General features: G+C 69.5%; 19 protein-coding genes and 1 pseudogene. 7 read left to right on the forward strand and 13 right to left on the reverse strand.

The window, feature by feature from the left end; genetic code table 11:
• The first annotated feature begins 15 nt into the window (after positions 1-15).
• The 4 genes from ACFJGX_RS01885 (at position 16) to ACFJGX_RS01900 (ending at position 3,252) form a co-directional block, all read left to right on the forward strand.
• The gene (locus ACFJGX_RS01885; RefSeq protein ID WP_382322904.1) at positions 16-1,236 is read left to right on the forward strand and encodes a helix-turn-helix domain-containing protein; all 1,221 of its coding nucleotides are present in this window, start codon (positions 16-18) and stop codon (positions 1,234-1,236) included.
• A gap of 48 nt (positions 1,237-1,284) precedes the next feature.
• Positions 1,285-1,941, forward strand: a complete 657-nt coding sequence (locus tag ACFJGX_RS01890; protein WP_382322903.1) for a hypothetical protein — start codon at positions 1,285-1,287, stop codon at positions 1,939-1,941.
• 148 nt (positions 1,942-2,089) lie between these two features.
• Positions 2,090-2,590 carry a hypothetical protein gene (locus ACFJGX_RS01895; protein ID WP_382327623.1) on the forward strand — a complete coding sequence of 167 codons (501 nt, stop codon included), beginning with the start codon at positions 2,090-2,092 and terminating at the stop codon, positions 2,588-2,590.
• Between the two features lie 206 nt (positions 2,591-2,796).
• On the forward strand, positions 2,797-3,252 hold the full coding sequence (locus ACFJGX_RS01900) for an SRPBCC family protein (RefSeq protein ID WP_382322901.1): 456 nt from the start codon (positions 2,797-2,799) through the stop codon (positions 3,250-3,252).
• A 15-nt stretch (positions 3,253-3,267) separates the two neighbouring features.
• Here ACFJGX_RS01900 and ACFJGX_RS01905 read toward each other — a convergent pair whose 3' ends face one another.
• The 4 genes and pseudogenes from ACFJGX_RS01905 to ACFJGX_RS01920 all read right to left on the reverse strand — a co-directional run bounded on the left by ACFJGX_RS01905 (position 3,268) and on the right by ACFJGX_RS01920 (position 6,992).
• Positions 3,268-3,834: an NADPH-dependent FMN reductase gene (locus ACFJGX_RS01905; protein WP_382162834.1), complete on the reverse strand. Its 567-nt coding sequence runs from the start codon at positions 3,832-3,834 to the stop codon at positions 3,268-3,270.
• A gap of 13 nt (positions 3,835-3,847) precedes the next feature.
• Positions 3,848-4,775, reverse strand: a pseudogene (locus ACFJGX_RS01910) (LysR family transcriptional regulator).
• Between the two features lie 63 nt (positions 4,776-4,838).
• Entirely contained in the window at positions 4,839-6,050 is a 1,212-nt protein-coding gene (locus tag ACFJGX_RS01915) for a CaiB/BaiF CoA transferase family protein (RefSeq protein ID WP_382322900.1), read from the reverse strand.
• An 18-nt stretch (positions 6,051-6,068) separates the two neighbouring features.
• Complete coding sequence (locus tag ACFJGX_RS01920; RefSeq protein WP_382327625.1) at positions 6,069-6,992, reverse strand: hydroxymethylglutaryl-CoA lyase; 924 nt, start codon at positions 6,990-6,992, stop codon at positions 6,069-6,071.
• 107 nt (positions 6,993-7,099) lie between these two features.
• Between ACFJGX_RS01920 and ACFJGX_RS01925 the strand changes: the two genes are divergently transcribed.
• Positions 7,100-7,846, forward strand: a complete 747-nt coding sequence (locus tag ACFJGX_RS01925; RefSeq protein WP_382322898.1) for an IclR family transcriptional regulator — start codon at positions 7,100-7,102, stop codon at positions 7,844-7,846.
• 117 nt (positions 7,847-7,963) lie between these two features.
• Here ACFJGX_RS01925 and ACFJGX_RS01930 read toward each other — a convergent pair whose 3' ends face one another.
• Positions 7,964-9,049, reverse strand: coding sequence for a porin (locus ACFJGX_RS01930; RefSeq protein ID WP_382322897.1), 1,086 nt, complete (start codon positions 9,047-9,049; stop codon positions 7,964-7,966).
• Positions 9,050-9,428: 379 nt separating this feature from the next.
• On the opposite strand from ACFJGX_RS01930, the gene ACFJGX_RS01935 reads away from it, so the two are divergent.
• On the forward strand, positions 9,429-11,642 hold the full coding sequence (locus ACFJGX_RS01935) for a malate synthase G (RefSeq protein WP_382322896.1): 2,214 nt from the start codon (positions 9,429-9,431) through the stop codon (positions 11,640-11,642).
• A gap of 42 nt (positions 11,643-11,684) precedes the next feature.
• Here ACFJGX_RS01935 and ACFJGX_RS01940 read toward each other — a convergent pair whose 3' ends face one another.
• From ACFJGX_RS01940 to ACFJGX_RS01975, 8 genes are read right to left on the reverse strand one after another with little or no spacing between them, the layout of a single operon-like run.
• Positions 11,685-12,779, reverse strand: a complete 1,095-nt coding sequence (locus ACFJGX_RS01940; protein WP_382322895.1) for a Rieske 2Fe-2S domain-containing protein — start codon at positions 12,777-12,779, stop codon at positions 11,685-11,687.
• Between the two features lie 35 nt (positions 12,780-12,814).
• Positions 12,815-13,771 (reverse strand): PDR/VanB family oxidoreductase, encoded by a 957-nt coding sequence (locus ACFJGX_RS01945; protein ID WP_382327627.1) that lies wholly within the window; start codon positions 13,769-13,771, stop codon positions 12,815-12,817.
• A gap of 3 nt (positions 13,772-13,774) precedes the next feature.
• Positions 13,775-14,335 carry a MarR family winged helix-turn-helix transcriptional regulator gene (locus ACFJGX_RS01950; protein ID WP_291117335.1) on the reverse strand — a complete coding sequence of 187 codons (561 nt, stop codon included), beginning with the start codon at positions 14,333-14,335 and terminating at the stop codon, positions 13,775-13,777.
• A gap of 22 nt (positions 14,336-14,357) precedes the next feature.
• Positions 14,358-15,059 carry an ABC transporter ATP-binding protein gene (locus tag ACFJGX_RS01955; protein ID WP_382322894.1) on the reverse strand — a complete coding sequence of 234 codons (702 nt, stop codon included), beginning with the start codon at positions 15,057-15,059 and terminating at the stop codon, positions 14,358-14,360.
• Positions 15,052-15,813, reverse strand: a complete 762-nt coding sequence (locus tag ACFJGX_RS01960; RefSeq protein ID WP_291117329.1) for an ABC transporter ATP-binding protein — start codon at positions 15,811-15,813, stop codon at positions 15,052-15,054. Before ACFJGX_RS01960 ends, ACFJGX_RS01955 begins: the two co-directional genes overlap by 8 nt.
• Positions 15,810-16,817: a branched-chain amino acid ABC transporter permease gene (locus tag ACFJGX_RS01965; protein WP_382327629.1), complete on the reverse strand. Its 1,008-nt coding sequence runs from the start codon at positions 16,815-16,817 to the stop codon at positions 15,810-15,812. The genes ACFJGX_RS01960 and ACFJGX_RS01965 overlap by 4 nt, the downstream gene beginning before the upstream one ends.
• Entirely contained in the window at positions 16,814-17,671 is an 858-nt protein-coding gene (locus tag ACFJGX_RS01970; RefSeq protein ID WP_382162870.1) for a branched-chain amino acid ABC transporter permease, read from the reverse strand. Before ACFJGX_RS01970 ends, ACFJGX_RS01965 begins: the two co-directional genes overlap by 4 nt.
• A gap of 25 nt (positions 17,672-17,696) precedes the next feature.
• Positions 17,697-18,875: an ABC transporter substrate-binding protein gene (locus tag ACFJGX_RS01975; RefSeq protein ID WP_291117322.1), complete on the reverse strand. Its 1,179-nt coding sequence runs from the start codon at positions 18,873-18,875 to the stop codon at positions 17,697-17,699.
• 147 nt (positions 18,876-19,022) lie between these two features.
• On the opposite strand from ACFJGX_RS01975, the gene ACFJGX_RS01980 reads away from it, so the two are divergent.
• Positions 19,023-19,325: a hypothetical protein gene (locus ACFJGX_RS01980; RefSeq protein WP_382322891.1), complete on the forward strand. Its 303-nt coding sequence runs from the start codon at positions 19,023-19,025 to the stop codon at positions 19,323-19,325.

The raw sequence follows: 19,325 nt of genomic DNA on the forward strand, positions 1-19,325 counted from the left end.
GGGTAGCCTGTCGGCATGGATTCCCTCATCACCGCCGCCGCGCGCGCCCTGGCCGCGGGCGACGCGCTGGGCGCGCTCAAGCGCGTGGCCTTGCGCGACGACCCGCCGGCCCTGGCCTTGCGCGGCATCGCCATGGCCCAGCTCGGGGAACATCCGCGCGCACGCGACCTGCTGCGGCGCGCCGGCCGAGGCTTCGGCGCGCACGAAACCCTGGCGCGCGCCCGCTGCGTGGTGGCCGAGGCCGAGGTGGCGCTGGCGATGCGCGACCTCGGTGGCTCCACGCGCCCGCTGGCCGCCGCCGCGGCCACCCTGGAAGCCCACGCCGACCACGCCAACGCGCGCCAGGCCCGCTTGATCGCGGCGCGGCGCCTGCTGCTGCTCGGCCGCCTGACCGAGGCCGAAGCCGTGCTCGCGGCCATCGACACCACCCGCCTGCCACCCGCGCTCGCGGCGGTGGCCGAGCTGGTCGCGGCCGAGCTCGCGCTGCGCTCGCTGCGCGTGGAGGCCGGGCGCGCGGCCCTGGCCCGCGCGCGCGATGCGGCCACACGGGCCGGCGTGCCCGCCCTTCAGGCCGAAGTCGCACAAGCCCAGGCCACGCTGAACCAACCGGCCGCGCGCCGCCTGGGCAACGGCAGCGAGCAGGCGCTGCGGCTGGCCGACGTGGCGGCCCTGCTGGCCTCCGACGCGCTGGTGGTGGACGCCTGCCGCCGCGGCCTGGGCACAGGCGCCGCGTGGCAATCGCTCGCGCGCCGGCCCGTGCTGTTCGCGCTGGCGCGCGCGCTCGCCCAGGCCTGGCCGGGCGACGTGGAGCGCGAGGCCCTGATCGCCGAGGCGTTCCGCACCCGCCGCCCGGACGAGACGCACCGCGCGCGCCTGCGCGTCGAGATCGGCCGCCTGCGCGCGCTCGTCAAACCCCTCGCGGGCATCGAGGCCACCGCGCGCGGCTTCGCGCTGCAGCCCTCGGGCGGGCGCTCCCTCGTGCTGCTCGCGCCGCCCATCGACGGCGAACAGGCTTCGTTGCTGGCGCTGCTGGCCGACGGCGCGGCCTGGTCCACCTCGGCCCTGGCGCTCGCGCTGGGCGCGAGCCAGCGCACCGTGCAGCGCGCGCTCGCCGAGCTGGAGGCCGAGGGCCGCGTGCGCGCCATCGGCCAGGCGCGGGCGCGGCGCTGGCTGGCGCCGCCGCTGGCCGGATTCGCGACGATCTTGTTACTCCCTGCTTCGCTGCCGATTGAATAGAGTGACCCTCAAGCGCCGACACCCGGTGCTGCCACAAGGAGATTCACCATGACCCGTCAGACCACCCCCACCGCGCGCACCGCCGAAGTCGTGCGCGAGTACGGTCCCTTCCTCGGCTCCGAGCGCGTGCACGGCGTCACCCACGACGGCCAGCGCGTGTGGGCCGCCACCGACGAAGGCATCGTCGCCTTCGACCCCGCCAGCGGCGAGGTCACCCGCACGCTGAAACGCGCGGGTGATGCCGGCACCGCCTTCGACGGCAAGCACCTGTACCAGATCGCCGAGGCGCGCATCGACAAGATCGACCCCGCCTCCGGCACCGTGCTCGCCTCCATCCCCGCGCCCGGCGGCGGCGCCGACTCCGGGCTCACCTGGGCCGAAGGCAGCCTGTGGGTCGGCCAGTACCGCGACCGCAAGATCCACCAGATCGACCCGGCCACCGGCGCGATCCGGCGCACCATCGAATCCAACCGCTTCGTCACCGGTGTCACCTGGGTCGATGGCGAACTCTGGCACGGCACCTGGGAGGGCGACGAGAGCGACATCCGCCGCATCGACCCGCAGAGTGGCAAGGTGCTCGAACGCCTCGACATGCCCGCCGGCCTCGGCGTGAGCGGCCTCGAATCCGATGGCGCGGACCTGTTCTATTGCGGCGGCGGGCCGAGCGGGAAGGTGCGCGCGGTGCGCCGGCCCAAGGCCGCATAGGCGGGATTTGGCTGCTCGCGCGCCGCGCCTATGCCGCAGGTCTGCCCCGCGATTTAGCGGCATGGGCGAACCACCTTCGGCCTTGACTCACTGTGGTTCTGGGCCCGTCCTGGGCCCTTCTTCCATCTTGCACAGCAACCGACAACTGATGATCAACCATCTCCAGCCAGCGGGCCTCCAGGCCCCCCACATCCGGCCTTTCACACCCGCTCAGGCCGCACAACACGCCATCACCGAAGGCGATCACGAGGAATTGCGGTTCCTGGTGGAGCAGCACCATGTCCATGCCGCCACGCGAACCGCGAACGGGGAAACGCTGCTCATGTTCGCGACGAGGCAAGCGGACCCGGGCGCCTTCAATGCCTTGGCGCCATCGCTCCAACCGCATCGGGTCAACGAGGTCGATCAACAGGGCAACACGGTGCTGCACCACCTGGCACTGCACCTGACGAATCGCACCATGCAAGGCGGTGCCTGGGCCGACGGCCTGGACGACTTCCTGAACACACTCGCCGCAGACATCGATTGGGAACAAGAGAACCATCAGGGTTCGACGGCTCCGGAGTTGCGCCACCGCGCTGCGCAGAACACGCCTCCTGAACGTGCTTTCGGCTTTCATTCCCGACGATACCGACAGCGACGTCAGTGAACCTACCGACAACTCGGCGGGAGACCTGTTGAATGAAGCCCACGATCGATTCATGAGCAGAAAGAGGGGACGGGGCGGCTGAAACCGCCTCGAAACCCCACCGCCTTGTCGAAACGGCGTCACCTCGATCGTCGAGCATGAGGAGCCGGGCGCACAAGCCCGGCCCTGCCCATGTCCCTCGACCCTCACCAGAAAGGACCCTCACCATGAGCACTTCCTCTTCCCGCGCCGTTCGCCTCCATCGCGTCCTCAAAGCCCCGCCCGAGAAGGTCTACCGCGCCTTCCTCAACGCCGACGCCCTCGCCCGCTGGCTGCCGCCCTACGGTTTTCTCTGCAAGGTGGAGCACCTGGACGCCAGGGTGGGTGGCACGTTCCGCATGTCTTTCCGCAATTTCTCGACCGGCCACGCCCATTCGTTCGGCGGCGAGTACGTGGAACTCGTGCCCCATCAGCGCCTGCGCTACACCGACAAGTTCGACGACCCCAACCTGCCCGGACTCATCACGGTGGACGTACAGCTGAAGGCCGTGTCCTGCGGCACCGAGCTCCACGTGGTGCAGGAGGGCATCCCCGACGTGATCCCGCTGGAGATGTGTTACCTGGGCTGGCAGGAGTCGCTGGCCCAGCTGGCGCACCTGGTAGAGCCGGACATCCCCGGCTGAACCGCCGCCGCCCTTTCAGGGCTTTTTCGCGGCCGCGACGAAGGCCGCGAAGCCCTGCACGAATTCGCCGAGCTGCTGGCGCACCTTGTCGTCCAGCAGCGCGCCGTCGGGGCCGAACACGGACGACGCGCGCGAAACCATGAGCCGCCCGCCCTGCCAGGTGTGGGTGCCCAGGGTGCGCAACACCGGCAACCAGTGGGCTTGCGACAGGATGGTGCCGAAGCCCCCGGGCGAGGCGCCGATGACGGCCACGGGCCGGTCGCGGAACACGTCGGGCAGGCCGGGCGTGGGCCGCGAGAGCCAGTCCACCGCATTCTTGAACACGCCGGGAATGCCGTTGTTGTACTCGGGCGTGACGAGCAGCAGGCCGTCGCTGGCGAGGATCTTTTCCTTGAGTTCGCGCACGGCCGCCGGCGTGCCCTCGCGCTGCTCCAGGTCGCCGTCGTAGAGCGGGATGCCGTGCAGCGTGGCGGCGTCGAGCTGTGCGGCGTCGCCCGCCAGCGGAACCGCCGCGCGCAGCAGCGAGGTGTTGAAGGACAGCTGGCGCAGGCTGCCGGAGAGGCCGAGGAGCTTGGTGGTCATGGGTGTGAGGGGTTCAGGTTTTCCAGAAGTCGGGCCGCGCGTACTCGTGCTTGAGGAAGTCGATCCACAGGCGCACGCGCAGCGCGAGGTGCTTGCGTTGCGGGAACAGCACGAAGATGCCATTGGGCGGCGCGGCGAAGTCGTCGAGCACGCTTTCCAGCCGACCGGCGGCGATGTCGGCCTCCACCTCCCAGGTGCTGCGCCAGGCGATGCCATAACCGGCCAGGCACCATTCGCGCAGCACCTGGCCGTCGGTGCAGTCCAGCGGGCCGTTGGGGCGCAGGTGCACGATCTCCACCTCGCCCAGGCCGCCGGGCGCCGGCACGGTGAAGGCCCAGCCCCGGGTCTGCGAGGCGTCGCTGGAGAGCGTGAGGCAGTCGAAGCGCACCAGGTCGGCCGGCACCTGCGGGCGGCCGTGCTGCTGCAGGTAACGCGGCGCTGCGCACGCACAGGCGGCGGTTGTCGGCCAGTCGCACGCTGACCAGGGAGGAGTCCGGCAGATCGCCCACGCGCACGGCGCAGTCGTAGGCCTCGCCGGCCACGTCGACCACGCGGTCGCTCAGGTTCAGCGAGATGGTGACCTCGGGATGCAGTTCGCGAAAGCGCGGCACCAGCGGCGCCACATGGCGGCGGCCGAAACCGGCCGGCGCGGTGATGCGCAGGTGGCCGCTGGCCTTGACGCCGCCGGCGCTCACGCTGGCTTCGGCGTTGGCGATGTCCACCAGCAGGCGCTGGCAGTCTTCCAGGAAGGCGCTGCCTTCGTGGGTGAGGGTGATGCGCCGCGTGGTGCGCACCATGAGCTTCACGCCGAGCCGGGCTTCGAGGGCGTCGAGCCGGCGCCCGATGATGGCCGGGGCCACGCCCTCGGCTTTGGCGGCGGCGGTGAGGCTGCCGCGCGTGGCGACCGCCACGAAGGTTTCGAGTTGCTTGAGTTTGTCCACCCGGGCAGATTACCCCACCTGCAGGAGCGAATCAATGATAAATTTGGGCCGATTGATGACTTTTCAGGCGGTTTTGACGACCGTGCGGCTCAGTTGCGCCGCGTCCTCCGCGCCGTAGCCCAGCTCGGCCAGCAGCTCGGCGCTGTGTTCACCGAGTTTCGGCGGGCTGCGGCGCACGCCCAGGCGTTCGCCGTCGAGCGCCAGCGGCAGCAACACGGTCTGCGCGGCCTGGCCGGCGCGCTCGCCATCGGGCAGGGTGATGGGCGCGAGCCCGCCGGTGGCGCAGAGGTGGGGGTCGTCCAGCAGTTCGTGGGGTTTGGTGATGGGCGCGAACGGCAGGCCATGGCGCTCGAACAGCGCGGCGAGATCGGCCGCGCTCTGCTGGGCCAGGCGCTCGCGCAGCAGGGGAATGAGCCAGTCGCGGTTGCGCACGCGGTTGTTGTTGCCCAGCAGTCGCGGATCGGCCTGCAGGTCCTGGTAGCCGAAGGCCTTGCAGAAGATGGCCCACTGCGTGTCGCTCACCACGGCGAGGAAGATCTGCTCGCCGTCCTTCACCTGGAAGACGTCGTAGATGCCCCAGGAGGAGATGCGGTCGGGCATGGGCGCGGCGGCCTTGCCGGTGACGGCGAACTGCATCATGTGCTGCGCGACGAGGAAGACGTTGTTCTCGAACAGCGAGCTCTGCACCTCGCAGCCTTCGCCGGTTTTCTCGCGCGCGCTGAGCGCGGCCATCACGCCGATGGCGCCGAACAGGCCACCCATGATGTCGTTCACCGAGGAACCCGCGCGCAGCGGGTCGCCGGGGCGGCCGGTCATGTAGGCCAGGCCACCCATCATCTGCACCACCTCGTCGAGCGCGGTGCGGTGGTCGTACGGGCCGGGCAGGAAGCCCTTGTGGCTCACATAGATGAGGCGCGGGTTGAGCTTCTTCAGGCTGGCGTGATCGAGCCCCAGCTTCTTCATGGTGCCGGGCTTGAAGTTCTCGCTCACCACGTCGGCGGTGGCGATCAGCTTGAGCACGGCCTCCCGGCCTTCGGGCGACTGCAGGTCCAGCACCAGGCTTTTCTTGTTGCGGTTGAACAGCGGGTAGAAGCCCGCGCCCGAGCCGAGCAGGCGGCGCGTATTGTCGCCGGCGGGTGGCTCGACCTTGATGACCTCGGCGCCCAGGTCGGCCAGCACCATGCCGCAGGTGGGGCCCATGACCATGTGGGTGAATTCGACGACGCGGATGCCTTCGAAGGGCAAGGGACGGGGGGTGTCTTGGGTGTCTGGCATGGCAGGGGTGGAGAAGTTTCAGGCGGCGCGCCAGCCCTTGGGCAGGCCGGCTTCGGGCGTCATGCCGTACACCGGCTCACCGGGCAGGCCGGCGCGCAGGGGATCGCGCGCGGCGATGAGGGTCGAAAGATCGATGCCGGTGCGCACGCCCATGGCCTCGAACATGAAGACCAGGTCTTCGGTGACCACGTTGCCGGAGGCCCCTGGCGCGTAGGGGCAACCGCCGAGGCCGCCGAGCGAGGCGTCGAAGGTGCGCACGCCCACGTCGAACGCGGCCAGGCAGTTGGCGCAGCCCGAGGCCGCGCGTGTTGTGCATGTGGGCCGCGCCCGCGCGCTCGCCCAGCTCGGCGCGCAGGCGCGTGAACAGGCGGCGCACCTGCGCGGGGTTGCGATGCCGGTGGTGTCGGACAGGCCCACCTCGTCCACGCCCGCCTTTACGCAGGCCACGGCCAGGCGGATCACCTCGTCTTCGTCCACCACGCCCTGCAGCGTGCAGCCGAAGGCGGTGGACAGGCCCACCTCCATCGCCACGCCGGGCGCGGTATCGCGGCGCAGCGCGTGCACCTCGCGCAGCTCGTCCACCATCTGCTCGCGCGTCTTGCGCACGTTGGCCAGCGAATGCGCCTCGCTCGCCGACACCGGCAGGGTGATCTTGTGCACGCCCGAGGCCAGCGCGGCCTCGGCCCCGCGCCGGTTGGGCACCAGGGCCATCACGGTGATGCCCTGGTGCCGCAGGGCGTGGCGCACCACGTCGACCACGTCGGCCATCTGCGGCAGCAGCTTGGCGGGCACGAAGGAGCCGACCTCGATCTCGCGCAGGCCGGCGGCCACGAGCGCATCGATCCAGCGCAGCTTGTCGACCGTGGGCATGGTGGCCTTCACGGACTGCAGGCCGTCGCGCGGGCCGACTTCGCTGATGAGGACTTCGGGGGCGTTTTGCATGGAAGAAGCCGGGTTGCTTGCGTTTTACAAGATAGAACGATATTCTTTCTAGTAAAAGAATCGCAGATCACTTCCGTCCTGTCAACCAAGCCCCTTCCTCCTCCTTCATGCCCCGCAAAGCGCAGACCCCTTCCTTGGCCGATGCCAACGCCGCCACCGGCGGCACCGCCGCGGTGGACCGCGCGCTCTCGCTGCTGGGCGCGTTCCACGCGGGCGACGCCTCGTTGTCGCTGGCCGAGCTGGCCGAGCGCACCCAGCTGCACAAGAGCACCGCGCTGCGCCTGCTCGCCTCGCTCGAACACGCGCACCTGCTGCAGCGGCTGGACGACGGGCGCTACGCCCTGGGCGGCGAGGTGGCGCGGCTGCACGGCATCTACGCGGCCTCGTTTTCGCTGGACCGGGTCGTCATGCCGGTGCTGCGCCAGCTGGTGTCGGCCACCGGCGAGAGCGCGGCCTACCACGTGCGCCAGGGCCAAGCGCCGAACCAGACGCGGCTGTGCCTCTACCGCGTGGATTCGCCCCATCCGGTGCGCGACCACATCCGCGCAGGCGACGTGCTGCCGCTGCACCAGGGCACGGGCGGGCGCGTGCTCTCGGCGTTCGGCGCGGGCGATGACAGCCGCAAGCCCACGCCAGCCGACAAGCGCGTATTGGCGCGCATCCGCACCGATGGCTTCATGACCGCCGTGGGCGACCGCCTGGCCGAGGTGGCCGGCATTTCGGCACCGGTGTTCCACGCGGACGGCTCGATCGCCGCCTCCCTCACGCTCACGATGCCGGCGCACCGTTTCGATGAGCGGCACGTGGGCAAGGTGCTGGCGGCGGCGCGGCAGCTGAACGGGCGGGTCGGTTGATCACCGGGTGCCGGATCGACGCGGACCGGAAAGAGAACAAAAAAAACCCACCGCCGGATGGCGGTGGGCAATTCCAGCACCTGGCCCCCTGCGGCCAGGTGTTGACCCTTGTCTTGCTCAGAACCGGTGACGCAGGCCCACGCCGTAGGTTTGGTCCTTCAACGTGCTGACCGGCGCCGATTCCCTCTCGAACTTCACGTTCGTCAGGCCCGCGTACACGGTGGTGCGCTTGCTCAGATCGTGGCGGTATTCGACGCTGGCGGAGGAGGTCTTGCCGACGCGCAGGCCGGTCGCGACCGCCTTGGTTTTCTCGCTGCCGATGCCCGCGTTGAGGCTGCCCGCCGAGCCCACCGGAACGGCCACGCTCAGCACAAAGCCGCTGTCCTTGATGCCGTTGGTCAGGCCGTTCTTCTGGTTGACGAACTGGGCCAGCACCTTCACCGCGGTGAAGTCGTAGCTCACGCCCAGGCCGGTGGACTTGGCCGTCGTGGCGGCCGGACCGGCACTCTTGACGGCCTCATACACACCCTGCACCGCCACCGGACCACCTTCGTAGAGGGCGGACAGGCCCATCGTGCGGCCGGCCGAGACGCCGGGACCACCGTTTTCGCCGAAGGCATATTGCAGGGCGCCGGTGAAGCCGCCCATGTTCGGCGTGGTGTACTGCAGCATGTTGTCACGGCGAAGGGCCGGGGACAGCGCGCCGACCGCCGCAGGTGTCGTGCCGGGGAGCGCGCCCGCAGGCGCCGGGCCAAAGATGGCGTTGGTGGCGGAGAAGCTGGAGGTGCCCTGGGCATCGAACCGGTCCATCAGCAGGAACATCTGCGTGTATTGGCGGCCCATTTCAAAGGAACCGAAGCCACCGCTCAGGCCCACCTTGCTGGTGCGGTTGAAGCCACCGGGCGCGACGCTGGTGCCGGTGTCGGCGTTGAAACCGGACTCCAGCTGGAACGTGGCCTTCAGGCCACCCCCCAGGTCTTCCGTTCCCCGCAGGCCCCAACGGCTGCCGTTCAGGCCGCCGCTCGTCAGGCTCGTGCCTGGGCCGGTGCGGGTGCTGACGCCGGCCACCGTGGTCTTGGTGGTGTTCTTGCCCACATAGAGGTCCACCAGGCCATACAGCGTGACGTTGGATTGGGCGTGGGCGACCCCGGTCAGGGCACCGAAAGCGGCCAGGGCGACCGCCGTCTTTTTCAAGAGTGTCATTTTTGAGATTTGAGATGGGTTCAACACATGCCACCAGCGAGCGCCTTGTGAGCCACCGGTGGCCTCTTAACGGACACGCACACGGTGTTGCGCGCCGAATTTCGGAAGAACCCGGAATCTAGGGATTTAGACTCAAAGAATTACAAACAAGGAATTAGGCAGCTCGAATCAGGATCGAAGTGCAGAAATTCTTCAACCAAAAGAATTCATCCGATCAAGGCAAAGCGGCACGATGCGCCCATTCGAGGCCCATTACCCACAGTCAAGTCACTGATCCGTGACGAAAAATCGAATTAATGCTGACGTGGGTATGGAATACAGTTCGCTCACGCCCGCGCCAGTGCGGGCACCCCCACTTTTCGCCCAGACGGAGCTTTCCATGACCGCACGCACCCAGATTCACGGCCTGAAGGTCGCCACCGAACTGTTCAACTTCATCAACCAGCAAGTGCTGCCCGGCACCGGCGTGAGCGAAGCAAACTTCTGGCAGGGCTTCGACGGCATCGTGGCGGACCTGGCGCCCAAGAACGCGGCCCTGCTGGGCGAGCGCGATCGCCTGCAAACCGAGCTGGACACCTGGCACGCGGCCAACCCCGGCCCGATCCGCGACATGGCGGGCTACCGCAAGTTCCTGGAAACCATCGGCTACCTGGTGCCGCAACCCAAGAGCGTGAAGGCCACGACCAGGAACGTGGACGACGAGCTGGCCGTGCAGGCCGGCCCGCAGCTGGTGGTGCCGATCCTGAACGCGCGCTACGCGCTCAACGCGGCCAACGCGCGCTGGGGCTCGCTGTACGACGCGCTGTACGGCACGGACGTGATTTCGGAAGACAAGGGCTGCGGCAAGGCCGGTCCCAAGGGCGGCTACAACCCCAAGCGCGGCGCCAAGGTCATCGAGTACGCGCGTTACGTGCTGGACCGCACCGCGCCGCTGAAGAAGGGCTCGCACGTGGGCTCGATCGGCTACCGCGTCAACAAGGACGGCGAGCTGGTGGTGACGCTGGCCGACGGCGGCACCAGCAAGCTGGCCGACAAGTCGCAGTTCGTGGGCTACCAGGGTGAGGCCAAGAGCCCCAGCGCCGTGCTGCTCGCGCACAACGGCCTGCACCTGGAGATCCAGATCGACCGCAGCACGGCCATCGGCAAGGGCGACGCCGCCGGCGTGAGCGACCTGGTGGTGGAAGCCGCGCTCTCGACCATCCTGGACCTGGAAGACTCCGTGGCCGCCGTGGACGCCGAGGACAAGGTGCTGGCCTACCGCAACTGGCTGGGCATCCTGCAGGGCACGCTCACCGAGTCCGTCAGCAAGGCGGGCAAGACCTTCACGCGCGGCCTCAACGGCGACCGCGAGTACACCGCGCCCAACGGCAAGAAGAACGGCGTGCGCCTGCACGGCCGCTCGCTCATGTTCGTGCGCAACGTGGGCCACCTGATGACCAACCCCGCCGTGCTCTGGGGCGCGGACGACAAGGAAATCCCCGAAGGCATCCTGGATGCGATGGTGACCACCACCATCGCCCTGCACGACCTCAAGCGCACGAAGAAGGACGCGATCCGCAACTCGCGCAAGGGCTCGGTCTACATCGTCAAGCCCAAGATGCACGGCCCGCGCGAAGTCGAGTTCGCCGCCGAGCTGTTCGGCCGCGTGGAAAAGGTGCTGGGCCTCAAGGACAGCACGGTCAAGCTGGGCATCATGGACGAGGAGCGCCGCACCTCCATCAACCTCAAGGCCTGCATCGGCGCGGCCGCGAGCCGCGTGGCCTTCATCAACACCGGCTTCCTGGACCGCACCGGCGACGAGATGCACACCGCCATGCTGGCCGGCCCCATGGTGCGCAAAGGCGACATGAAGGCCAGCGCCTGGATCCAGAGCTACGAGAAGAACAACGTGATCGTGGGCCTCACTTGCGGCCTGCGCGGCAAGGCGCAGATCGGCAAGGGCATGTGGGCCATGCCCGACCTGATGGCCGAGATGCTGCGCCAGAAGATCGCCCACCCCAAGGCCGGCGCCAACACCGCCTGGGTGCCCAGCCCCACCGGCGCCACGCTGCACGCGCTGCACTACCACCAGGTGCTGGTGTCGGACGTGCAGAAGGAACTGGAGAAGATCGACGCCAACGCCGAACGCGACAACCTGCTGACCGGCCTGCTGACGGTGCCCGTGAGCAGCAACCCGAACTGGAGCGCGGCCGAGAAGCAGCAGGAGCTGGACAACAACGTGCAGGGCATCCTGGGTTACGTGGTGCGCTGGGTGGACCAGGGCGTGGGCTGCTCCAAGGTGCCCGACATCCACAACGTGGGCCTGATGGAAGACCGCGCGACGCTGCGCATCTCCAGCCAGCACATCGCCAACTGGCTGCACCATGGCATCGTGAGCGAGAAGCAGGTGCGCGACACCTTCGAGCGCATGGCCGCCGTGGTGGATGGCCAGAACGCCGGCGATCCGCTGTACAAGAAGATGGCCGGCAACTTCAAGACCAGCAAGGCCTACCTCGCCGCGCTGGACCTGGTGTTCAAGGGCAAGGAGCAGCCCAGCGGCTACACCGAGCCGCTGCTGCACGCCTGGCGCCTGAAGGTCAAGGCCGCGGCCTGACCCCCGAAAGCCCGCCACCCGGCGGGCTTTTTTTGATGGAACTCAGGCCGGCTGCGGATCGGCCGATGCCGCGGTCAGGCGCTCGACGATGCGGCGCGCGCGGTTGCCCCCCACGTCGACGTGGATGTCGATCCAGCTGGGCTTGCCGCCGAAGCGCTGGATGTTGCGGTACTGCTCTTCGATCACCACGCGGTCTTCGTCGAAGGTGAAGGCGGTCTGCTCGATGACGGCCTCGATGTTCTCCGGCATGTCGGGGTGCCGGGTGCTGGACATGCTCCAGAAGTAGTGGCAGCTCTCCTCGGTCTCGGGCGTGATGCCGTGCAGGCCGCGCATGTGGAAGCCGCCGCGCTCGGGGTCGTCGATGGCGTCGGTGCCGGGCTCGACGGCGCCGGTCCAGATCCTGAGGTGCGAGAGCTCGAACTCGATTTCCTGCCAGCGGTCGCAGGTCTCGCCGAAAGGCCAGGCGGCCTTGTAGGTCGGCGGCGGCGTGGAGCCGGGCATGAGGCGCACCACCTTGACCTTGTCACCGTCCTGCGTGACGTTCATCTTGGCGCTCATGTGCAGCCGGGCGTTGCCGCCGATGGTCTTGAGGTGCACGTAGCCGAGGTGGCTCAGGTCCAGCAGGTTGTCGTGGATCAGCTGCCAGGGCGCGTTGTAGTGGTACTGGCCGGAGCCGAACTTGTAGCGCGGGTCGTCGTGCCAGGGGTAGTCGGGCGCCTCGACGGTGGGTGCGCCGCCCTCTTCCTTCGGCATCCAGATCCAGAGGATGTGGTTCTTCTCGGCGACGTGGTAGGCCTTGACCCGGGCCTTGCCCGGAATGCGGTCCTGCCCCGGGATCTCGATGCACACGCCCGTGGGCGCATACAACATGCCGTGGTAGCCGCAGCGCACGCCCGAGGCCTCGACCGTGCCGCACGACAGCGGCAGCGAGCGGTGGCAGCAGCGGTCTTCCAGCGCGGCGACCTGGCCTTCGCCGGTGCGGAACAGCACGACCTTCTGGTTCAGGAAGGTGCGGCCCACGGGCTTGTCGGTCAGGTCGCTGGAGAAGCCGGCCATGTACCACTGGTTCAGCGGAAAGCGACCGCGGCTGGCGGCGGCGGGCGGGATCGGTTGGATGGCGATGCAATCGGCGTTCATGGGGGTCTCCTTGGGTGACGGTCAGGCGGTCGGTCTCACAGGTCGAGGACCAGCGTGGGGGATTTCGAGCGGGAACAGCAGGGCGTGAACTGGTCGTTGGCGGCGCGCTCCGCGTCCATCAGGCAGCTGTCGCGGTGGTCGGGCGTGCCCTCGAGCACGCGGGTGAGGCAACTGCCGCAGACACCGGCCTCGCACGCGTAGTTCACGTCCACGCCGTGGTCCAGCAGCACCTGGAGCGCGCTCACGCCCACCGGCACGTCGAGCGTGGCGCCGCTGCGCTGCAGGCGGATCTGGAAGGCCTGGTCAGCGGTGCTGTCGGCCACGGTGCCCGCGAAGTGCTCGCGGTGCAGGCGCGCCTCGGCCCAGCCGGCCGCGCGCGCGGCCGAGAGCACGAAGTCCATGAAGCCGGCGGGGCCGCACACGTAGAGGTGCGCGCCCTCGGGCGCGGCCCGCAGCAGGGCCGGGGCGTCGAAGGCCTGGGGCGACGGCGCGTCGCTGAAATAGAGCCGCGTGTGCCCGGCCAGCGGCCCGGCCTCGATCTGCCCGCGAAACGCCATGCGCCCGGGCGAGCGCGCGCAGTAGTGCATCTCGAAAGAGCGGCCGGTGTCCTGCAGGTGCTGCGCCATCGACAGGATGGGCGTGACGCCGATGCCGCCGGCCACCAGCACGCTGTGCGGGGCCTCGACCAGCTCGAACAGGTTGCGCGGCGCGCTCACCTTGAGCACCGCGCCCACCTGCACCCGGTCGTGCATGCCGGCCGAGCCGCCGCGCGACTGCGGTTCGCGCAGCACGCCGATGCGCCAGCTGCGCCGCTCCTGCGGGTGGCCGCAGAGCGAGTACTGGCGGATCAGGCCGGGCGCGACCTGGACGTCGATGTGGGCCCCGGGGCGGAAGGCGGGCAGCTCGTTCGCCCCGATGGGCTCCAGGTCGAAGCTGCAGATGCCGTCGGCCTCCGGTTGGCGCGCGCGCACCCTGACGTCCAGTTCCACCATGTCTCAGTCGCTTTCGGGGGGCGCCGGCTTTCGCGGCGGTTTGCGGGTTTTGGCGTACTTCTGCTCCACGAAGCGCTGGGTCGCGGTTTCCACGGCCGGCAGGTTTTCGTGCAGGCGGCGCAGCAGCACCAGCAGGGTCTCGGCTTCGTCGGCGGACAACACCTCGAGGAAAGCGCGCTCGCGTTCGAGCGCCACTTCGCGGATCTGATCGTGCATGGCGCGGCCCTTGGTGGTCAGCACCGCGATGCGGGCCCGGCCGTCGCGCGGGTCCAGCTCGATGCGGATGAAGCCACTTTCCTGCATGGACTTGAAGCAGCGGCTGACCGAGGCCTTGTCCATGCCGATGACGCGCGAGACCTGCTGCGCGGAGATCGAACCTTCGATGGCCAGCAGCACCAGGCAGCGCCAGGTCTCGATGCCCACCCCGAAGATCTTCAGGTAGTGCTGGGACGCACCGCGCGAGAGCTTGTTGGCGGTCCAGGTCAGGTAGGCCGGGACGTAGTGGTCGAGGTCGATCTGCTTGAGCGGATCGCTGACGGCGGGGAGGGATTTGGAGGTTTTCATGCCTCTATTCTGGACACGCATGTCAGTGCACCGCCATCCCGACCCAGCGCTCCAGCGCCGCGGTGTCGCGCGCCAGCTCGTCGGCGGGTGCGCCGTGCACCACCACGCCGTGGTCCAGCACCACCGCCCGGCCCGCGTAGGCCAGGGCCTCGTCGACCTGCTGTTCCACGATGACGACCGCGATGCCGGTCTGCCGGCTCATCTCGCCGAAGGCGCGCAGCAGGTCCAGGCGGATCAGCGGCGCCAGGCCTTCGAGGGGCTCGTCCAGCAGGATCAGCCGGGGCTGGCCCAGCAGGGCGCGCGCCACCGAAAGCATCTGCTGCTCGCCCCCCGAGAGCTGGGCGCCCCCGTTGCGGCGGCGCTCGGCCAAGCGCGGGAACAGCTCGTAGGCCTCGCTGAGCGCGGCGCGCGGGCGGTGCTTGAGGCCGGCGAGCAGGTTCTCCTCGACGCTCAGCGAGGGAAACACGTCGCGGGTCTGGGGCACGTAGCCCAGGCCGCGCTGCGCGCGCTGGTGCGCGGACAGCCGCGTGACGTCCTCGCCCTGGAAGGTGATGGTGCCGGCGCGCAGCGGCACCAGGCCCATGACGGCGCGCAGCGCCGTGGTCTTGCCCACGCCGTTGCGCCCGATCATGGCCAGGCGCTCGCCGGCGCCGACCTCGAACGACAGGCCGTTGAGCACCGTCGTGGGGCCGTAACCGGCCGTGGCGTCTTTGACTTCAAGCATGCCGTGTCGCCTCTCCATGGCCCAGGTAGGCCGCGCGGACCAGGGGGTCGCGGCGGATCTCGTCCGGCGTGCCGTCGGCCAGCACCGCGCCCTCGGCGAGCACCAGGATGCGGCTGGCGAAGCGGAACACCAGGTCCATGTCGTGTTCGATGATCAGCACCGCGAGGTCCCGCGGCAGGGCATCGAGCGCGGCGAGCAGGCGCTCGCCGTCGCCCTTGGGCACGCCGGCCATGGGCTCGTCCAGCAGCAGCACCTGGGGCCGCAGCGCCATCGCCAGCGCCATCTCGATCAGGCGTTGTTCGCCATAGGCCAGGTCCTGCGTCGGCGTGGCGGCCTGCCCTTGCAGGCCGAAGCGGGCCAGCAGCGCCCGGGCCTCGGCCTGGAGCGCGGGGAAACTGTCGATGCCGCGCCAGAAGCACCCGCCGAGTCCTTCGCGCTCGAACAGGGCGAGTTCGATCTGGCGCTGCACCGGGAAGTGCGGCGCCAGCGTGGTGATCTGGAAGGTGCGGGCCAGGCCGGCGCGCACGCGCTGGGCCTGGCTCAGGCGAGAGACGTTCTCGCCGCGCAGCCAGATCTCGCCGCTGTCGGCGGGGAACACCCCGCTGATCTGGTTCACCAGCGTGGTCTTGCCGGCGCCGTTGGGGCCGATGAGGGCCAGGCGGTCGCCCGGCGCGAGCTGGAAGGAGACGTCGCGCGTCACGTGGATGCCGCCGAAGCGCTTGTCCAGGTGGCGCAGTTCGAGCAGGTGGCTCATGCGCGGCCTCCCCAGCGGTTGCGCAGCCAGGCCACGGCCTTCGCGGGCGACACCAGCACCACCAGCATCAGCAGGCCCCCCACCACGAACAGCCAGTGGTAGGGGTTGATGGAGGCCGCGGTGTGGTGCAGCACCAGGAACACCGCCGCGCCCACCAGGGCACCGCTCAGGCGCCCGGCACCGCCCAGGATCAGCATGACCAGGGCCTCGGCGGAGAGGGAGAACGACAGGCTGTCCAGGCCCACCACGGCGGTGGTCTGCGCGGAGAGCGCCCCGGCCGCGCCGGCCAGCGCGCCCGCGGCGGCGTACATGCCCCAGAGGCGGCGGTAGACCGGCGTGCCCAGGGCGGCCATGCGGGCGCGGTTTTCGTGGATGCCGCGCACGGCCATGCCGAACGGCGAGTCCACCAGGCGGCGCGCGGCATAGAAGCAAACCACCAGCACCGCCAGCGCGTAGAACGCGGCCAGCCGGCCTTCGAGGTCGAATTGGAACTGCCCCAGCAGCGGGCCCATCACGTAGCCCGAGAGGCCGTCGTCGCCGCCCGTCCAGTCGCGCGCCTTGTGCGCCAGCGACAGCACCATCTGCGCCACCGCCACGGTGAGCATGAGGAAGGTGAAGCCCTGGTAGCGCAGCAGAAAGGCCCCGGTCGCCGCCGCGAGCACGGCGCCCGCCAGCACGCCGACGGCCAGGCCCACCAGCGGGTCGGGCATCACGCGCAAGGCGAACACACCCGCCGCGTAGGCACCCACGCCGAACATCGCGGCGTGTCCCAGGTGCGCCAGGCCGGCGATGCCCACCACCAGGTCCAGCGACAGCACGAAGAGGCCCATGATGAAGATGCGCGTCAGCAGCCCCAGCTGGTCGGGCAGCAGCAGGCAGGCCGCCAGGCCCAGCGCCAGCATCACCAGCGGCGCGCGCCAGGCCGGCGCGCAGCGCGGCGAAGCGGCATCGCCGTCTTGCGGGCCCGCGAGCGCCCGCGTCTTGAACAAGGACAGGGCGTTCATCGTTTCAACAGTCCGTTGGGACGCCAGGCCAGGAAGAGGGCCATGGCGGCGAAGAAGAAAAGGCTGCCCCAGTCCGAGGCCAGGTACTTGCTCGCGGTCTCGATCAGGCCGAGCACGATGGCCGCGCACAGCGAGCCCGCGATGCTGCCCATGCCGCCCACGGCCACGACGACCAGCACCAGCACCAGGTACTTCAGCGCGTAGTAAGGCTCCAGCGGCATCACCTCCGCGCCCAGCACACCGCCCAGGCCGGCCATCGCCGCGCCGGCGGCGAAGGTCAGGCACTGCACGCGGCGGATCGGAATGCCCAGCGTCGAGGCCGTGCCCGCGTGGTCCACCGCCGCGCGCAGCCAGATGCCGAAGCGCGTGCGCGTCACCGTGAGCGCGGCCAGCACGGCCACGGCCAGGCCCACGCCGATCACGAGCAGGCGCTGGGCCGGCAGGGTGCGGAAACCCAGGTCCACCGAGCCCGACAGCGAGGGCGGCAGCTGGACCATCTGCACCTGCGGGCCGACCAGGGCATTGGTCGAGGCGATCAGCACGAAGGTCAGGCCGATCGTGAAGAGCACCTGGTCCAGCTCCTTGCGCTGGTACAGGTGCCGCAGGACCAGCGCTTCCAGCAGCGCGCCCAGCAGGCCGGTGGCCAGCACCGCCAGCGGCACGGCGATCCAGAAGCTCCACTGGAGCTCGCGCGTCAGCAGGGCCACGCAGTAGCCGCCCACCATGGCGAAGGCGCCATGGCTGAGGTTCACGAAGCGCATGAGCCCCAGCGTGACCGACAGGCCCACGGCGATGACGAACAGCACCATGCCGTAGGCCAGGCCGTCGATCAGGATGTTGGAGAACGTGATCACGTCGCTTCGTCCATCAGCCGCCGCATCAGGGGTTCAGGCCGTGATCGGTCTGCGGTCCGAAGCTCTGCACTTCCTTGTTGACCAGCACGCCGCCCTCTTTCTCCACCTTGCGCAGGTAGACGTTCTGGGTGATGTGGCGCGTCTTGGCGTCGATGCGCACCGGGCCGCGCGGGCTTTCCCATTGCAGCTCGCGCGCCGCAGCCAGGGCCTTGGCGCCGTTCTTCTGGCCGCCGGTGGCCTCGATCATCTTGTGGATGACGTGCATGCCGTCCCACGCGCCGACCGAGGCGTAGTTCGCCACCGCCGCCGGGTTCTGCTTCTTCAGCGCGGCGACGAAGGCCTTGTTCGCCGGCGAGTCGTGCGCGCCGGAATAGTGGAACGCGGTCGTGAGGCCGAGCGCCGAGTCACCGAACTTCTGCAGGTCGAACTCGTCCGTTTCCGAGGTGCCCAGGAACTGGATGCCGGCCTTGGCCAGGCCGTTCTCGTTGTAGGCCTTCACGAAACCCAGGTTCGGCGGGCCGCCTGGCAGGAAGGTGTAGACCGCCTGCGCGCCGCTGGCGCGGATGCGCTGCGCGAACGGGCCGAAGTCCGTGGTGGCGATGGGCATGCGGATGGTCTCGACCACCGTCCCGCCCTGCTTGACGAATTCGCTCTTGAACGCCGCTTCACCGTCCAGGCCCGGGCCGTAGTCCGTCACCGCCGTCACCACCTTCTTGATGCCCTGCTTGGCGGCCCACTGGGCCAGCGGCACCGTGACCTGCCACAGCGTGTAGCTGCTGCGGATGAAGTACTCGGACTTCTCGGTGATCGACGAGGTGGCCGCGTTGAAGATGACCGTGGGCGTCTGCGACTGCTGGATCAGCGGTGCGACCGCGAGCGCGTTGGGCGTGAAGACAAAACCGCCCAGGTAGTCCACCTTGTCCTTGACGATCAGCTCCTGCGCCAGCACCCGCGTCTGCGCGGGGTTCGGGCCGCCGGTGTCGCGGTAGATGAACTCCACCGACTTGCCCGCGAGCTTGCCGCCCTGGCTGGCCACATAGGCCTCCACACCGGCCTTGAACAAGGTGCCGTAGTGCGCGAACGGGCCGGAGAACGGGCCGATGACGCCCACCTTGATCGCCGGGTCCTGCGCGTGGACGGGCGCGGTGGACAGGACGGCGGCCGCCAGGGCCGTGCCGCAGAGAACGCGTCGTGAGATGGACATGTCTGTCTCCTGGTTGTTGCGCCACTCGGGGGAAATGGCATCGGTGTTGACGGCTCGAATTATGGTTGTATTGCCAACCAGTTGCAATATCAACCAAATGCGGGTTTACCCTGAACAGCGTTCGGCGGACCGGCTAAGCTCGCCGCCATGCCCGCAATGAACTACCTGCTTTTTGACGCCAGCGACGACGGCGAAGGCACCGGCACCTGGGACGCCATGGCCAGCGTGCGCGCCGCGCAGCTGCCCGACGTGATGACCGAGGTGCGCGCCGTGCTGGACTGGGCCGAGACCCACGCGCCGGGCCCGCGCGGCCCGCTCGACGAGGGCGGCGCGTGGGACGCCGACGAGCAGGTGCGGGCGGACGGTGAATGGACCACGGTGACGCTGACGGTCACCGGCCCCTGGGGCTGGGGCGAGGCCCTGCTGGCGCACTTCGCGCCAGCCGATTGA

The organism is Hydrogenophaga sp. UC242_50, assembly GCF_042697355.1.
Taxonomy (GTDB): Bacteria; Pseudomonadota; Gammaproteobacteria; order Burkholderiales; family Burkholderiaceae_C; genus Hydrogenophaga.

Excerpts from the sequence above, each read along its gene's own strand:
- ACFJGX_RS01975 (WP_291117322.1), bottom strand. The coding sequence starts at position 18,875 with ATGTCCATCTCACGACGCGTTCTCTGCGGCACGGCCCTGGCGGCCGCC.
- ACFJGX_RS01935 (WP_382322896.1), top strand. The coding sequence starts at position 9,429 with ATGACCGCACGCACCCAGATTCACGGCCTGAAGGTCGCCACCGAACTG.
- ACFJGX_RS01900 (WP_382322901.1), top strand. The coding sequence starts at position 2,797 with ATGAGCACTTCCTCTTCCCGCGCCGTTCGCCTCCATCGCGTCCTCAAA.
- ACFJGX_RS01945 (WP_382327627.1), bottom strand. The coding sequence starts at position 13,771 with ATGGTGGAACTGGACGTCAGGGTGCGCGCGCGCCAACCGGAGGCCGAC.
- ACFJGX_RS01915 (WP_382322900.1), bottom strand. The coding sequence starts at position 6,050 with ATGCCAGACACCCAAGACACCCCCCGTCCCTTGCCCTTCGAAGGCATC.
- ACFJGX_RS01920 (WP_382327625.1), bottom strand. The coding sequence starts at position 6,992 with ATGCAAAACGCCCCCGAAGTCCTCATCAGCGAAGTCGGCCCGCGCGAC.
- ACFJGX_RS01925 (WP_382322898.1), top strand. The coding sequence starts at position 7,100 with ATGCCCCGCAAAGCGCAGACCCCTTCCTTGGCCGATGCCAACGCCGCC.
- ACFJGX_RS01895 (WP_382327623.1), top strand. The coding sequence starts at position 2,090 with ATGATCAACCATCTCCAGCCAGCGGGCCTCCAGGCCCCCCACATCCGG.
- ACFJGX_RS01905 (WP_382162834.1), bottom strand. The coding sequence starts at position 3,834 with ATGACCACCAAGCTCCTCGGCCTCTCCGGCAGCCTGCGCCAGCTGTCC.
- ACFJGX_RS01890 (WP_382322903.1), top strand. The coding sequence starts at position 1,285 with ATGACCCGTCAGACCACCCCCACCGCGCGCACCGCCGAAGTCGTGCGC.
- ACFJGX_RS01950 (WP_291117335.1), bottom strand. The coding sequence starts at position 14,335 with ATGAAAACCTCCAAATCCCTCCCCGCCGTCAGCGATCCGCTCAAGCAG.
- ACFJGX_RS01955 (WP_382322894.1), bottom strand. The coding sequence starts at position 15,059 with ATGCTTGAAGTCAAAGACGCCACGGCCGGTTACGGCCCCACGACGGTG.
- ACFJGX_RS01960 (WP_291117329.1), bottom strand. The coding sequence starts at position 15,813 with ATGAGCCACCTGCTCGAACTGCGCCACCTGGACAAGCGCTTCGGCGGC.
- ACFJGX_RS01980 (WP_382322891.1), top strand. The coding sequence starts at position 19,023 with ATGCCCGCAATGAACTACCTGCTTTTTGACGCCAGCGACGACGGCGAA.
- ACFJGX_RS01965 (WP_382327629.1), bottom strand. The coding sequence starts at position 16,817 with ATGAACGCCCTGTCCTTGTTCAAGACGCGGGCGCTCGCGGGCCCGCAA.
- ACFJGX_RS01930 (WP_382322897.1), bottom strand. The coding sequence starts at position 9,049 with ATGACACTCTTGAAAAAGACGGCGGTCGCCCTGGCCGCTTTCGGTGCC.
- ACFJGX_RS01885 (WP_382322904.1), top strand. The coding sequence starts at position 16 with ATGGATTCCCTCATCACCGCCGCCGCGCGCGCCCTGGCCGCGGGCGAC.
- ACFJGX_RS01940 (WP_382322895.1), bottom strand. The coding sequence starts at position 12,779 with ATGAACGCCGATTGCATCGCCATCCAACCGATCCCGCCCGCCGCCGCC.